The following is a 12,462-nucleotide window of genomic DNA, read 5'->3' as shown; positions in this document are numbered from 1 at the left end:
CGTGGTGCCCCTGGCCGGACTCGAACCAGCACGTTGTTGCCAACAACAGATTTTGAGTCTGCCGCGTCTACCATTCCGCCACAGGGGCTCCCGAAGCGCGGGGCGCATCATACTGGGCCGGCCCGGGCCTTCAATCGAAAAGAAGCGGCGGCGGCCAGGCACACCCTCTCTCGCTGCGGCGACAAGGCACGCGACAGGCGCAGGGCCCCCGTGCTTCAATGTCGGCCATGATGGAGCGTATCCCTTCGACCGCCATCCCTTGGATTCTGCTTGCCGCCAGCGTCGCGACGCTGGCCGGTGCCTTTTTCTTCGAACATGTGCTGGGTTACATCCCCTGCTCGCTCTGCCTTCAGGGCCGTGCACCACATTATTTTGCCATCGGCGCGGCGCTGATTGCCGGTATTCTGTCACGCGAGGCCAATATCGGTATCGGTGTGCTGTTCTTTCTGGGCCTCTGTGTCGCGGCCTATGCGGGCGCTGTCGGGATTTCGACCTATCACATCGGCGTCGAACAAAAATGGTGGGAAGGTCCGGTTGCCTGCGGTTCGGGCGGCCTCGTCTCGGGCTCGCTCGAAGAGCTTCAATCGGCGCTACAGGGCCGCGTCCATGCGCCGCGTTGCGACGAGGCGGCCTGGTCGCTTTTCGGTATTTCGCTGGCAGGCTTCAACTTGCTGATTTCGATGGCGCTCGGCGCGCTCGCCGCGCTGCCGCTCTGGCGGTTTTACCGCGACAGCCGCGGAGAAGCCTGATGACCGCCGGCAACCACAAGGGCAAGCCTGGCAAGACGGCGCGCGTTTCGGCGCAGCCCGGCCATACGTGCGACGACGCGATTGAAGAAATGATTCGCGTCGATCATGCCGGCGAATATGGCGCCGTGCGCATCTACCAGGGTCAACTCGCCGTTCTGCGCAACCTGCCGCACAAGCGCAACCTTGTCGCAAAACTCGAACACATGGCGAAGGACGAGGAAGCACATCTCGCCCGCTTCAACGAAATCGTCAATGAGCGCGGCGTCCGCCCCACCGCTTTCGCGCCGGTCTGGCATGTCGCCGGTTTCGCGCTCGGCGCGGCAACCGCGCTGATGGGTGAGAAGGCGGCCCATGCCTGCACGGCGGCGGTGGAAGAAGTAATCGACGAACACTACAGGTCGCAGGTCGGCCGGCTCGACGGATTGGGCGACGCCGAAAAACCGTTGCGTGACACGATCGAGGAATTCCGTCTGGAAGAAGTGCGCCACCGCGATGAGGCAATCGAGGCCGGCGCGAGGGAAGCCCCGGCCTACCCGCTGCTTTCCGGGGCCATCAAGGCCGCCTGCCGCCTCGCCATACGGATTTCCGAGAAGGCCTGAGCCGCTTACGGCTCCAGCTCGCTGTCCCAGTAGAGATAGTCCTGCCAGCTGTCATGAAGATAGTTGGGCGGGAAAGCGCGGCCGTTGCGGTGCAGGTCGCCGACCGTCGGCCGGAACGGTGGATGCGTCGGGAACATCTGTGCGTCCGCCGGCATCTTGCCGCCCTTTTTGAGATTGCAGGGCGCGCAAGCGGTGATGACGTTTTCCCATGTCGTCTGTCCACCGCGCGAGCGCGGGACCACATGATCGAAAGTAAGTTCCTGCCGCGCTGCGCAATACTGACAGGTGAACCGGTCGCGCAAGAACAGATTGAACCGCGTGAAGGCGGGAAACCGCGCCGGCTTCACATAGGATTTCAGCGAAACGACGCTCGGCAGCTTCATTTCGAATGTCGGCGACCGGACGGCCGTATCGTAGCAGGAGACGATATTGACGCGGTCGAGAAACACCGCCTTGATCGTGTCCTGCCAGGACCAGAGCGAGAGAGGGTAATAGCTGAGCGGCCTGTAATCCGCGTTCAGCACCAGCGCCGGACAACTATCCGGATTCGCAAACGATCCGTGCACACCGTCCTCCTGAAGAGGCGCGCCCTCGCCATGGTCGCTCCCCGTAGCCGTCAGCCTACTATATCCGGCACGACGACTTTGTGAAGGCCACGAGATTTCGTCCGGATCAGCCCGCCGCCGCCGTCCCGAGACGGCCGGCAATTGCGTCGGCAATAAAGTGCCCGCCCATCGTCAGACCCACCTCGTCAATGCTGTGACCGAGCCCCGCCGAAACATGCCACTGCACCGCAAGCCCGGCTTCCCCAAGCGCCTGCACGGCCTGATGCATCCGGGCGACCGGCAGCATGTCGTCGCTGTCGCCGTGAACCATCAGCACCGGCGGGCGGCCCCGGATCTCGGCGGCAAGGCGTTCCGGCCCGGCGAGCGCCCCCGAATAGCCGACGATGCAGGCTGGCGGACGGACGCGTCGCAGGCCGACATGCAGCGACATCATCGTGCCCTGGCTGAAACCGACCAGCGCCAGATTGGCGTCGTCAAGCCCGTACAGCCCCAGTTGCGCATCGATGAAGCGGTCGAGCACCGGCCCCGCCGTTTCGACGCCGCGCCGAATCTCGTCCGGATCGAGGCGGCCGATCGGAAACCACTGATAGCCCATCGGATTGCCGGGACAGGGCTCAGGCGCGTTCGGTGCGACGAAGGCGGCATCGGGCAGCAGCCGTTGCCAGTAGGGGGCAAGGCCGATGAGGTCGTTGCCGTCCGATCCGTAGCCATGGCAGAGAACGACAAGCTGCCGCGTTTTGCCGCTGGCCGCAGCGACGCTCGGGCCGGTCAGACTTGTCGGCATTCGCCTCCCCTTTCGCAACATGCGCGCGCACGATAACAATGCGCGTCCCAAACTAAAGGATGGATCGGCAAGTTCAATGCAGGAAAACGGCAAACGGACCGAAGTGCTGCGCTTTGCGCCGAGCCCGAACGGCTGGCTGCATCTCGGTCATGCCTGTTCGGCGCTTTTTGCGTACGAGACGGCGAAGGAGCTGCACGGCCGCTTTCTGCTGCGCATCGAGGATATTGATGTCGGCCGCTGCCGTCCCGACTATGAGGCCGCGATTTACGAGGACCTGGCATGGCTCGGCCTCGACTGGGAAAAGCCGGTGCGCCGCCAATCGGAACATTTCGTCGACTACGAAGCAGCGTTGAAACGCTTGCGCGAGATGAATCTGGTCTATCCGTGCTTCGCGACACGCAAGGAAATCACCGATGCGATTGCCCGCAGCGGTATCGACCCGCGCAACTGGCCGACGGACCCTGACGGCGCGCCGCTTTATCCTGGCATCTACAAGGACATGGCGCCAGCCGAACTGAATCGCATGATGTGGGAAGGCAGAAACTATGCATGGCGTCTCGACACAGAAAGGGCACTGACGAAAGCCGAGGAAATCGCCGGTACGCCGCTGACCTTTGTCGAGGAAGGCGAAGGTCCGAACGGCGAGACCGGAACCTGCACGGTCGAGCCGGCGCTCTTCGGCGACGTCGTGATCGCGCGCAAGGACGTGCCGACGAGCTATCACCTTGCGGTAACGGTCGATGATGCGATCCAGGGCGTGACGCTGGTCACGCGCGGCCAGGATCTTTTCCCGGCGACCTATGTCCATCGCATCCTGCAGGTGCTGCTCGGTCTCCCCGAACCGCGTTACCGCCATCACCGCCTGATCCGCGACACGGCCGGCCGCCGGCTGTCGAAGAGCGCCCGCGACATGGGCCTGCGCGAGCTGCGCGCCGCCGGCAAGACGCCAGCGGATATCCGGCGCATGGTCGGGTTTTAACCATCCGGCATCGGAGTGATCTGGCGCGAAATCTGCTTCCCTGACCTCAATGAGCCGGTTCGATCCCGAAAAGGGACGAATTTCGGCGCGCATGAGCCCAGGAGCTTCGCAATTGGCCGCCGCAACCGCATTTGACGTCTCGAAACAGCGCATCGACTGGATCGATATGGCCAAGGGCCTGACGATCATTCTGGTGGTGATGGAACACACGACCGCCGGCGTCGGCGTCGCGATCGGTCACCTGCCCCTTCTGTTCGGGGCGCTTGCCGAATTCGCCAAGCCGTTCCGCATGCCGCTCTTCTTCCTCGTCGCCGGCCTCTTTGCCTACAAGGCGCTTTACGGCGACTTGCGCAAATTCATCGACGGCAAGATTATTCATTTCGCCTATTTCTACCTGCTCTGGTCGGTCATTCAGATCGGCCTGAAGATCGCCATCCCCCATGCCAGCAACTGGCAGGTCACCTATGTCGACCTGCTGATGATCCCGATCCAGCCTTTTGCGGTTCTCTGGTTCATCTATTCGCTGGCGATGTTCTTCGCGACCATGCGCCTCCTGCGCAGCGCGCGGCCGATCTTCGTCTTCTTCGTCGCATTGGCACTCTATTTCGCAAATATCGAAACCGGCTGGATGCTGATTGATGAATTCGCCTGGCGCTTCATCTGGTTCGTTACCGGCGTCTATGGCGCAAAGCAGATTTTCGACCTGGCCGACTGGGCCCGCGCCCGGCCGCTGCACGCCATTGGCCTCGCCACGATCATGCTTGCATGCGTTGCCACGGTGGTCTTCTCGCGCCTCATCGATATTCGCGGTCTCGAAATGTTGATGGGTGTTGCGGGCGCCGGCAGCGCCATTGCACTGGTGAGCATCGCGGCCTCAGCCAATCTCGGCGCGCCGCTCGCCTATGTCGGCCGTCACTCGCTCTATATCTTCCTGTCGTTCTTCCTGCCGATGGCGGCCATGCGCACCGGACTCGTGCGCCTGGGTCTCGACAATGGCGACGTCATTACACTTGTCACCACCATATTTGCCGTCGTTGCACCAATTGTCGCCTACCGCCTTGTCGTCAACACGCCGCTCGACTTCCTCTTCGTCCGGCCGGACAGGTGCCGCCTGACATCACCGCGTCCGCATGCGCCGAAGATCATGGTGGCCGCAGGCGATTAGGACGGCGAGAGGAAGAAGCCCAGCAACACCGTCAATGTGACGAGACTGGCGGCCGTCGAGAGCACGACGGCGCTTGAGGCCGCGCCGGGTGCTGCCTGGTAGCGATTGGCCAGGATCGACGAATAGACACCGGTCGGCATCCCGGCAAGGATCGTCGCCGCCGCGACCCAGAGCGGCTCAAGCCCGAACACGAACTGCGCCAGCACAAAGACCAGCGCCGGATGCGCCACGAGTTTGAAAAAGCTGGTAAGCGACGCCGCGCCGACCGAACGCCTGATGCTGTAGCGCGTCAGCATGCCGCCGAGCACGAAAAGCGCGCAAGGAATGGCCGACCGCGCCACCATTTCGAGCGAGCCGTCGACGACAGCCGGCAGCGGCACCCCGAGTTGACCGTAAATGACACCACCGGCAATGCCGATGATGACGGGATTTTTGGCTGTATTGACGAGGCCTTCCTTGAGGATCGCCTGAAAGCTCGGTTGTGCGACGCCCTCGCGAACGCGGGTGAGTTCGAGCAGAAAGGTCGCAATTGTGAAGAGAATGATGCCGTGAAAGGCGAGGATCAGGAAAACCGGTGTGCCCGCCTCCGGCCCGAAGCCGGTCAGGATGATCGGCAGGCCAAGCATGATCGTGTTGCCCTGCCCGCACCCGAACCCCAGCATCACCGAATCGGATGACGGACGGCGCAGCAAAAAGAAGGCGACAAGCGAACCCGCCGCCCAAACGGCAAGCATCGCGCCATAATAGGAGAGCCAGAGGCCCCAGGGGAGTGTCGACGGAAACTCGGTATGCGCGAGATTGCGGAACAGCAACGCCGGCATGGCGAAGGTGAAGACGTAAGTGTCGAGACCGTCGATGGCCGTCGGTCCGAGCAGCTTCGAGCGCGCCGCTGCATAGCCAAAACCGATGACGCCAAAAATCGGCAGAACAAGACCGAGAGCGACTTCCATGACGGGGACCGTGCGAGAGAAAACCCGCGGCGGAACCTATAGGGGCCGCGCCATGCCGTCAAAGCGAGTGGAGATTACCAGTCGTAGAGACCCGTGAAGCGCTGGAAGCCGGCAGCTTGCGCCCAGCGTTCCCATTGTTCGCGCGCACGCTTGGTCACCGCCGGGCTGCCGCCGCCCTGTCCGACGCCGAGCATCATCAGTTCGGTGCAGCCTTGATAATAGGGTTCCGGTTTCGGCAGCGATCCACCGCGCAGCATGCGGGCCTGCTCGGAATCCTCGAAGCCGTCGGTCAGCAGGATGACGCGCACATCGCCGGCCGCGCAGTCGACCTGATGCGACATCGTCTCCATGAAGGAGACGATATAGGTCCAGTCCTGCGCCTTGAGCTTGCCTTCGGCGACAAGCTGCGGCAGCGCCGCGACGAGCGACGAAATTCCTTCGGCAACGGACTCAGGCCGCGCCCGCGCCGAAATGACCTCATCGACCTTGAGCGGATTGGCGCCTGAGTCATAAGCACCGAACGTTCGAACCATTACGCGCGAGCGCACCGACAGCTTGTCGATTTCCTGTGTCAGGCGCGATGCGACGCGTGCGGCATAGGCCGCATCATCGACCAGCGGATTGCTCTTCGAGAGATCGAGCCCGATGATGACGGTTTGTGGCCGCGGGGGCACATCGACCGCTTCCGCGCCGGCGTTGAGAAACGGCACCGAAAGGAAAGCGGCGGCGAGACCGAGCGTCACAACGATGCGCATGCTGTTCACTCGCCCGTCCTGCCGACCGGAATGCGGCGCGAGCCACGCGGCGGCAGGATTTCGCCGAAAGGCTCACGGACCGATTCCAGACGCGCCGGCCCGGCCTTCATCGCATTGCGCGAGCGGCGTTCCCACCAGTCGTCGAACAACTTTTCATAGCGCCCGAGATGACGCGATGTCTCGCAGGCCTTGACCCTGTCGCTGGCATGGCCGTTGACGAGAAGCTTCTCCTTGCGCATGCCGAGGAAGCCGCGGCGCGGTGCGACCAGAATGCCATTGCGGCGCGCATCATCAAGGCCCTGTTCATAGGCCCGGCATTCGCGCATCAGACCCGTCCACAGCAGATGGCGCCGGTTCTCCGGTCCTTCCATTTCGGTCAGCGCATGGCGATTGCTGTCATATTCGGCTTCGAGCGCGGCCAGACGATCCATCGCAATACGCCGGTACTTGAAATCCCGCGCGTGGAAGACGCGGCGCAGCGCGACCACGGCATAGTGAATGCAGAGCGCCGCGACGCCGGTGACGACAAGGAACACGATGCCAAGCGAAGCGAGCCATGCTAGCGGCTGCCAGCCGCGCATCTGATCGACCTCGGAGGCGACCCGCGTTGTTTCCTGCGTCGCCGTCGAGGCAATGCCGAGACCGGCCAGCGCATTACCAAGCGAACCGCCGACGCTGCCGTCGCTTGTTGCGGCAATGCCGTTTGGCAGCGACATCAGCGCCAGCAACACGCCGACGCCGAGCAGCATCGTCAACGCCAGCACGAAGACGATGCGGACGAAGACGGCCTTGCCGAAGGCGCCGAGCTGTTCGTAAAGGATATGCGCCGCGACGGTGGCGAAAAGCACCTGCATCGACTTGAAGGCGACCGAAGAGCCGAGCGCGCCAGGCAGTTCGAGGAATTCATTGGCGAGCGCCCGCGTCCAGAACTCGCTGACGATCATATAGTCGACGACCAGCGCCCCGGCGGCGATAAGGCCGATCAGGACAAAGGCGAAGAAGTGAAAGGACGCAAAACGCGCTTCGCGCTCGCTCGCAACATAATTGCGCGAGATCTGCGTGCGCGTGTCTTCGGGAATGAGGGTCATCGCGCTCATGCCTTCACCCTCCGGCTGAAGAAGCCCTTGCGCCTGGGCACCTCGGCCACGGCACTCTCAAGCGGTGCAGAGAGACGCTTGGCAAGCTCGACGACTTCGCGTTCGAGCGTTTCCTGCCGCGCGCGCCGCCGCGCCAGTTCGGCGGCATAGGCCGCGTCGAGTTCGGAGAGCCGCGAGAAAACATGAAGCTCGGGAAGCGGTTCTGCGGCGCGGCCATAGTGATAGGCCGTCTGCCCCTTGCCTTGTGCGCCGCCCGGCGCATTCCCCGTATCGAAACCGTCGCTCATCAGCCCGATCCTTTTCTGACACAACAGGCGTTAACACTCTGAAAGAGTAACACCGGTCGACAGGCAGGCGGAGTCCGCAAAAATGAGATCGCCGAGATGAAAAGACGCCCGCCACACCTTAACAAGGTGTCTCATTGGAGGACTCCAATGCGGCGGAAACATTATGGGAATATGGCAAGAATGTGATGGATGTTTGCAAAAGCGGCAATCAGCTCATGCCGCCTCATCCGAATTGTAATCCACCAGCCGCACCACCTCGGCCATGATGTCGGTGATCTGGAAATCCTTCGGCGTATAGATGGCGGCGACACCGGCGGCGCGCAGCGCCACCTCGTCCTCGGGCGGAATGATGCCGCCAACGACAACCGGGATGTCGGAAAGCCCCGCCTCGTGCATCCGCCGCATCACATCCTCGACCAGCGGCACATGGGAGCCGGACAGAATGGACAAGCCGACGACATGCACGTCGCCCTCCTGCGCCGACTTGACGATCTGCTCGGGCGTCAGGCGGATGCCGTCATAGACGACATCCATGCCGCAGTCGCGGGCCCGCACGGCGATCTGCTCGGCGCCATTGGAATGGCCGTCGAGACCGGGCTTGCCGACAAGAAACTTCAGGCGCCGGCCGAGCTTCGAGGACAGGGCGTCGACCATTGCGCGAACGGGGTCGAGATCGCCCGGCGCGTTGCGTGCCGCGCGCGACACGCCGGTCGGCGCGCGATATTCGCCGAAGACGGTACGCAGCGCGGTTGCCCACTCGCCGGTGGTAACGCCGGCTTTGGCGCACACAATCGACGGTTCCATAATGTTGCGGCCCTCTTTCGCCGCACGGCGCAGATCGACAAGCGCGGCCTCGACGGCATCATTGTCGCGCGCCGCCCGCCAGGCCTCGAGTGCCGCGACCTGTTCGGCCTCGACGCCGGCATCGACCACATGGATCGAGCCCGCGCCGGTCGAAAGCGGCGACGGCGCCGATTCCACATAGCGGTTGACCCCGACCACGACCTGGCGCCCGGCCTCGATTTCGGCGAGACGCGCCGAATTGGATTCGACGAGGCGCTCTTTCATATAGGCGGTATCGACGGCAGCGACCGCGCCGCCCATTTCGTCGATCCGCGCCAGTTCCTCGCGCGCTTCCGCCTTCAGCGCCGCGACCTTGGCATCCATCGCCTTCGAGCCGTCGAAAATGTCGCCATACTCGAGCAGATCGGTTTCATAGGCGAGAATCTGTTGCGCGCGGAGCGACCATTGCTGGTCCCAGGGGCGCGGCAGGCCAAGCGCCTCGTTCCAGGCCGGCAGCTGCACGGCGCGGGCGCGTGCATTCTTGGAAAGCGTCACCGCCAGCATTTCAAGCAGAATGCGATAGACGTTGTTCTCGGGCTGCTGCTCGGTAAGGCCGAGCGAATTGACCTGCACGCCATAGCGGAAGCGGCGCAGCTTTGCATCCGCAACGCCGTAGCGTTCGCGGCAGATCTCGTCCCAGAGATCGACAAAGGCGCGCATTTTTGCGATCTCGGTGATGAAGCGCACGCCGGCATTGACGAAAAAGCTGATCCGGCCGACGACCTGCGGAAAATCCTTGTCCGGCACCTGCCCGCTCGCCTTCAGCCGGTCGAGCACCGCCTGCGCGGTCGCCAGCGCAAAGGCCAGCTCCTGTACCGGCGTCGCGCCCGCTTCCTGCAGATGATAGGAGCAGACGTTTGTGGGGTTCCACTTCGGCACTTCGCGGTAGGTGTAGGAAACGATGTCGGTGATCAGACGCATTGAGGGCTCGGGCGGGAACACGTAGGTGCCGCGCGAGAGATATTCCTTGATGATGTCGTTCTGGACCGTGCCCTGAAGCTTCTTCCGGTCGGCGCCCTGTTCGTCGGCAACCGCGATGTAAAGCGCCAGCAGCCAGGCCGCCGTCGCATTGATCGTCATCGAGGTGTTCATCTGCTCCATCGGGATCGCGTCGAAGAGCGCGCGCATATCGCCGATATGGGAAACGGGAACGCCGACCTTGCCGACCTCACCGCGCGCCAGCACATGGTCGCAGTCGTAGCCGGTCTGCGTCGGCAGATCGAAGGCGATTGAAAGGCCGGTCTGCCCGCGCGAGAGGTTCGTTCGGTAAAGCGCGTTCGAGGCCTTCGCCGTCGAATGGCCGGCATAGGTGCGGAAAATCCAGGGCTGGTCCTTGCCCGGAACACCCATACCGCCCTCACTGCCCTTGCTCATCGCTTGCCCTCGCGTCCACCGACATTCTGGAGACCCATTATCACAGGCTTTGCTGCGCTGCAAAAGAGCCAGGGCAGCCCTGTTTGCCCCCGCCTTCAATCAAGGGGGGAAGCGCCGCAATAGATATCGCGCCGCCGCCGGACGCGTTAACCTGCGCGCACCGAAACTGAAAATACAACGGATGGACAAAACTTATGTCAGACCTCGACCAGGACCTGTTTCAGCTTGCGATGTCGGAGAAGGCGCGGCCGCTGATGGCCGCCGTGCAGAAGCACATCGCCGAAAATGTCGAACCGATCACGGAAGAATTTTTCCGCCTTCATGACGAGAAGAAGGACCGCTGGAGCTGGCATCCGCGCCAGCTCGAGCTGCTGGAAGGCGCCAAGAACAAGGCCAAGGAATCGGGCCTGTGGAACTTCTTCCTGCCGGATTCCGAAATCGGCTCTGGCCTGACCAATCTCGATTACGCCTATATCGCCGTCGAGCTCGGCAAATCGCCGCTTGCCTCCGAATCGCTCAATTGCAGCGCGCCGGACACGGGCAACATGGAGGTGCTGGAACGCGTCGGCACACCGGCGCAGAAGAAGAAGTGGCTGGAACCGCTGCTCAACGGCGAAATCCGCTCCGCCTATGCGATGACCGAGCCGGATGTGCCGAGCTCGGACGCCAAGAATGTGCGCACCAGGGCCGTCCTTGACGGCGACGACTGGGTCATCAATGGCGAGAAGTTCTACATTTCCGGCGCCGGCGACCCGCGCTGCAAGATCATGATCGTGATGGTGCGCACCAGCCCGGACGCGCCGCCCAGCAAGCAGCAGTCGCAAATCCTCGTGCCGATCGACACGCCCGGTGTCGAAATTCTCGAAGGCATGAAGGTTTTCGGCAAGGATCACGCGCCGCAGGGCCACATGCACATTCGCTTCAACAATGTGCGCGTGCCGAAGGAGAACATCCTGCTGGGCGAAGGCCGCGGCTTCGAAATCAGCCAGGTGCGCCTCGGCCCCGGCCGCATTCATCACTGTATGCGTTCGATCGGCAAGGCGGAAAAGGCGCTGGAACTGATGGTCAAGCGCGCCGCGACGCGCGAGGCTTTCGGCAAGCCGATTGCGAAGCTCGGCGGGAACCTCGAGATCATTTCGCGCGCCCGCATCGAAATCAACGCGATGCGCCTCGCCGTACTTCAGGCCGCGAGGGCCATGGACGTGCTGGGCAACAAGGAAGCCCGCGTCTATGTCAGCGCGGTCAAGGCGATGGTGCCCGAGAAAGTCTGCCTCATCATCGATCAGGCCATCCAGATGCACGGCGCTGCCGGCATCTCGCAATGGACCCCGCTTGCCGACATGTATACCGACATGCGCCATCTGCGCTTTGCCGACGGCCCCGACGAAGTGCATCACATGGTCGTCGGCCGCGCCGAAGTGCAGCGACACGGTCTCTGGTAAGCGCCGAACCCGCTGAACGTTGAACCGACACGCGACCGCCGCGGGGGGTGTACTCCTTGCGGCGGTTCTATTTTGCCGGACCACATTGATACTCGAACTGTGTCACATTTTTTGTTGTGGACGGCATGTTTTAAAAGTCTAAGGGCGCGGGTTTCGGCGAACGCCTGCGTGGTTCGCCATGGATCGCCGACAGCTTCGGGCCGATGAGATTGTGGCCTTGGCCCAGACGGCACGAGGCGACGATGAATTCGGATTGCGGGCCGAATTCGTACAATTGGCACGCGTGGCCAAGGACGCAAAGCGCATCAACGAATAGTCGAGCCTGAAGATATGAGCCGCTGCGCGGGTTGACGTCCTTGCGCAGCGGCTTCTTTCTGGAATCCGCTCCCGCTGGACTTTTGCGGCAAACGGCGCTTCCGTCAAAACACGTCGTTGAGAATGTCGACAATGACGCCTGTGACGACCGACACGAGCAGCACGTCATCGCCGACGATCCGGCGCTCGTACCCGGTGCGCATGGGCAGCCGGGCCGTCAGGTCGCCGGGCAGATAGCGCTTGGCAATGCCGGGCGGCAGCGGCTTGCCGCGGGCAAGGTTTTTCGCGATGCCCGGCGGCAGCGGCTTGACATCCATCGGCCGCGTCGAGAAGTAGTCGCGGATGAGCCGCGCCTCGTCTGCCTCAAATATCGCGGACGGTTTGACGCCAATGTCAGCGGACACACGGGCACCACCATGCTTTCCGGCCTTGTGGTATTGAGCCTTGTGATTATTCGCCAGCAATGCGCCGGACGAAAGCACAAGTGCCGCAGTGAGCGTAATGGCCGTAAGCGTGTACCGCATAACTTTGTCCTCCAATGAACCGGCCCATAGGGG

At 62.9% G+C, this 12,462-nt stretch carries 13 protein-coding genes and 1 tRNA gene; 5 read left to right on the top strand and 9 right to left on the bottom strand.

Annotation, left to right across the window (positions count from 1 at the left end; all coding sequences use genetic code 11):
• Positions 1 to 2: 2 nt before the first annotated feature.
• Positions 3 to 88: transfer RNA gene (locus tag Q7V31_RS03305), tRNA-Leu, on the bottom strand.
• 130 nt (positions 89 to 218) lie between these two features.
• On the opposite strand from Q7V31_RS03305, the gene Q7V31_RS03300 reads away from it, so the two are divergent.
• Positions 219 to 749 carry a disulfide bond formation protein B gene (locus Q7V31_RS03300; protein WP_304732389.1) on the top strand — a complete coding sequence of 177 codons (531 nt, stop codon included), beginning with the start codon at positions 219 to 221 and terminating at the stop codon, positions 747 to 749.
• Positions 749 to 1,348: a demethoxyubiquinone hydroxylase family protein gene (locus Q7V31_RS03295; RefSeq protein ID WP_304732388.1), complete on the top strand. Its 600-nt coding sequence runs from the start codon at positions 749 to 751 to the stop codon at positions 1,346 to 1,348. The genes Q7V31_RS03300 and Q7V31_RS03295 overlap by 1 nt, the downstream gene beginning before the upstream one ends.
• A gap of 5 nt (positions 1,349 to 1,353) precedes the next feature.
• On the opposite strand, the gene Q7V31_RS03290 is transcribed toward Q7V31_RS03295, so the two are convergent.
• Entirely contained in the window at positions 1,354 to 1,914 is a 561-nt protein-coding gene (locus Q7V31_RS03290; protein ID WP_304732387.1) for an HNH endonuclease, read from the bottom strand.
• Positions 1,915 to 2,020: 106 nt separating this feature from the next.
• Positions 2,021 to 2,698, bottom strand: coding sequence for an alpha/beta hydrolase (locus Q7V31_RS03285; protein WP_304732386.1), 678 nt, complete (start codon positions 2,696 to 2,698; stop codon positions 2,021 to 2,023).
• A 76-nt stretch (positions 2,699 to 2,774) separates the two neighbouring features.
• On the opposite strand from Q7V31_RS03285, the gene gluQRS reads away from it, so the two are divergent.
• Together gluQRS and Q7V31_RS03275 are read left to right on the top strand one after the other, a co-directional pair.
• Positions 2,775 to 3,677 carry a tRNA glutamyl-Q(34) synthetase GluQRS gene (gluQRS, locus tag Q7V31_RS03280; protein ID WP_304732385.1) on the top strand — a complete coding sequence of 301 codons (903 nt, stop codon included), beginning with the start codon at positions 2,775 to 2,777 and terminating at the stop codon, positions 3,675 to 3,677.
• 112 nt (positions 3,678 to 3,789) lie between these two features.
• A complete protein-coding gene (locus Q7V31_RS03275) occupies positions 3,790 to 4,842 on the top strand; it encodes an acyltransferase family protein (RefSeq protein ID WP_304732384.1) in 1,053 nt (350 codons plus the stop codon).
• Here Q7V31_RS03275 and Q7V31_RS03270 read toward each other — a convergent pair.
• The 5 genes from Q7V31_RS03270 to Q7V31_RS03250 all read right to left on the bottom strand — a co-directional run bounded on the left by Q7V31_RS03270 (position 4,839) and on the right by Q7V31_RS03250 (position 10,148).
• Positions 4,839 to 5,792, bottom strand: coding sequence for an AEC family transporter (locus tag Q7V31_RS03270; RefSeq protein WP_304732383.1), 954 nt, complete (start codon positions 5,790 to 5,792; stop codon positions 4,839 to 4,841). The genes Q7V31_RS03275 and Q7V31_RS03270 overlap by 4 nt on opposite strands.
• A gap of 74 nt (positions 5,793 to 5,866) precedes the next feature.
• Entirely contained in the window at positions 5,867 to 6,556 is a 690-nt protein-coding gene (locus Q7V31_RS03265) for a hypothetical protein (protein ID WP_304732382.1), read from the bottom strand.
• Positions 6,553 to 7,644 (bottom strand): hypothetical protein, encoded by a 1,092-nt coding sequence (locus Q7V31_RS03260; RefSeq protein ID WP_304732381.1) that lies wholly within the window; start codon positions 7,642 to 7,644, stop codon positions 6,553 to 6,555. The genes Q7V31_RS03265 and Q7V31_RS03260 overlap by 4 nt, the downstream gene beginning before the upstream one ends.
• Positions 7,641 to 7,931 (bottom strand): hypothetical protein, encoded by a 291-nt coding sequence (locus Q7V31_RS03255; protein ID WP_304732380.1) that lies wholly within the window; start codon positions 7,929 to 7,931, stop codon positions 7,641 to 7,643. Before Q7V31_RS03255 ends, Q7V31_RS03260 begins: the two co-directional genes overlap by 4 nt.
• 213 nt (positions 7,932 to 8,144) lie before the next feature.
• Positions 8,145 to 10,148 (bottom strand): protein meaA, encoded by a 2,004-nt coding sequence (locus tag Q7V31_RS03250; RefSeq protein ID WP_304732379.1) that lies wholly within the window; start codon positions 10,146 to 10,148, stop codon positions 8,145 to 8,147.
• Between the two features lie 194 nt (positions 10,149 to 10,342).
• Here Q7V31_RS03250 and Q7V31_RS03245 point away from each other — a divergent pair, with 194 nt between their 5' ends.
• Complete coding sequence (locus tag Q7V31_RS03245) at positions 10,343 to 11,590, top strand: acyl-CoA dehydrogenase family protein (protein ID WP_304732378.1); 1,248 nt, start codon at positions 10,343 to 10,345, stop codon at positions 11,588 to 11,590.
• Positions 11,591 to 12,009: 419 nt separating this feature from the next.
• On the opposite strand, the gene Q7V31_RS03240 is transcribed toward Q7V31_RS03245, so the two are convergent.
• On the bottom strand, positions 12,010 to 12,429 hold the full coding sequence (locus Q7V31_RS03240; protein ID WP_304732377.1) for an anti-virulence regulator CigR family protein: 420 nt from the start codon (positions 12,427 to 12,429) through the stop codon (positions 12,010 to 12,012).
• Positions 12,430 to 12,462: the final 33 nt, after the last annotated feature.

This window comes from Parvibaculum sp., from assembly GCF_030651915.1.
Taxonomy (GTDB): domain Bacteria; phylum Pseudomonadota; class Alphaproteobacteria; order Parvibaculales; family Parvibaculaceae; genus Parvibaculum.
Note: the sequence above shows the minus strand (reverse complement) of the source record. Positions and strands in the feature narration are given on the sequence as shown.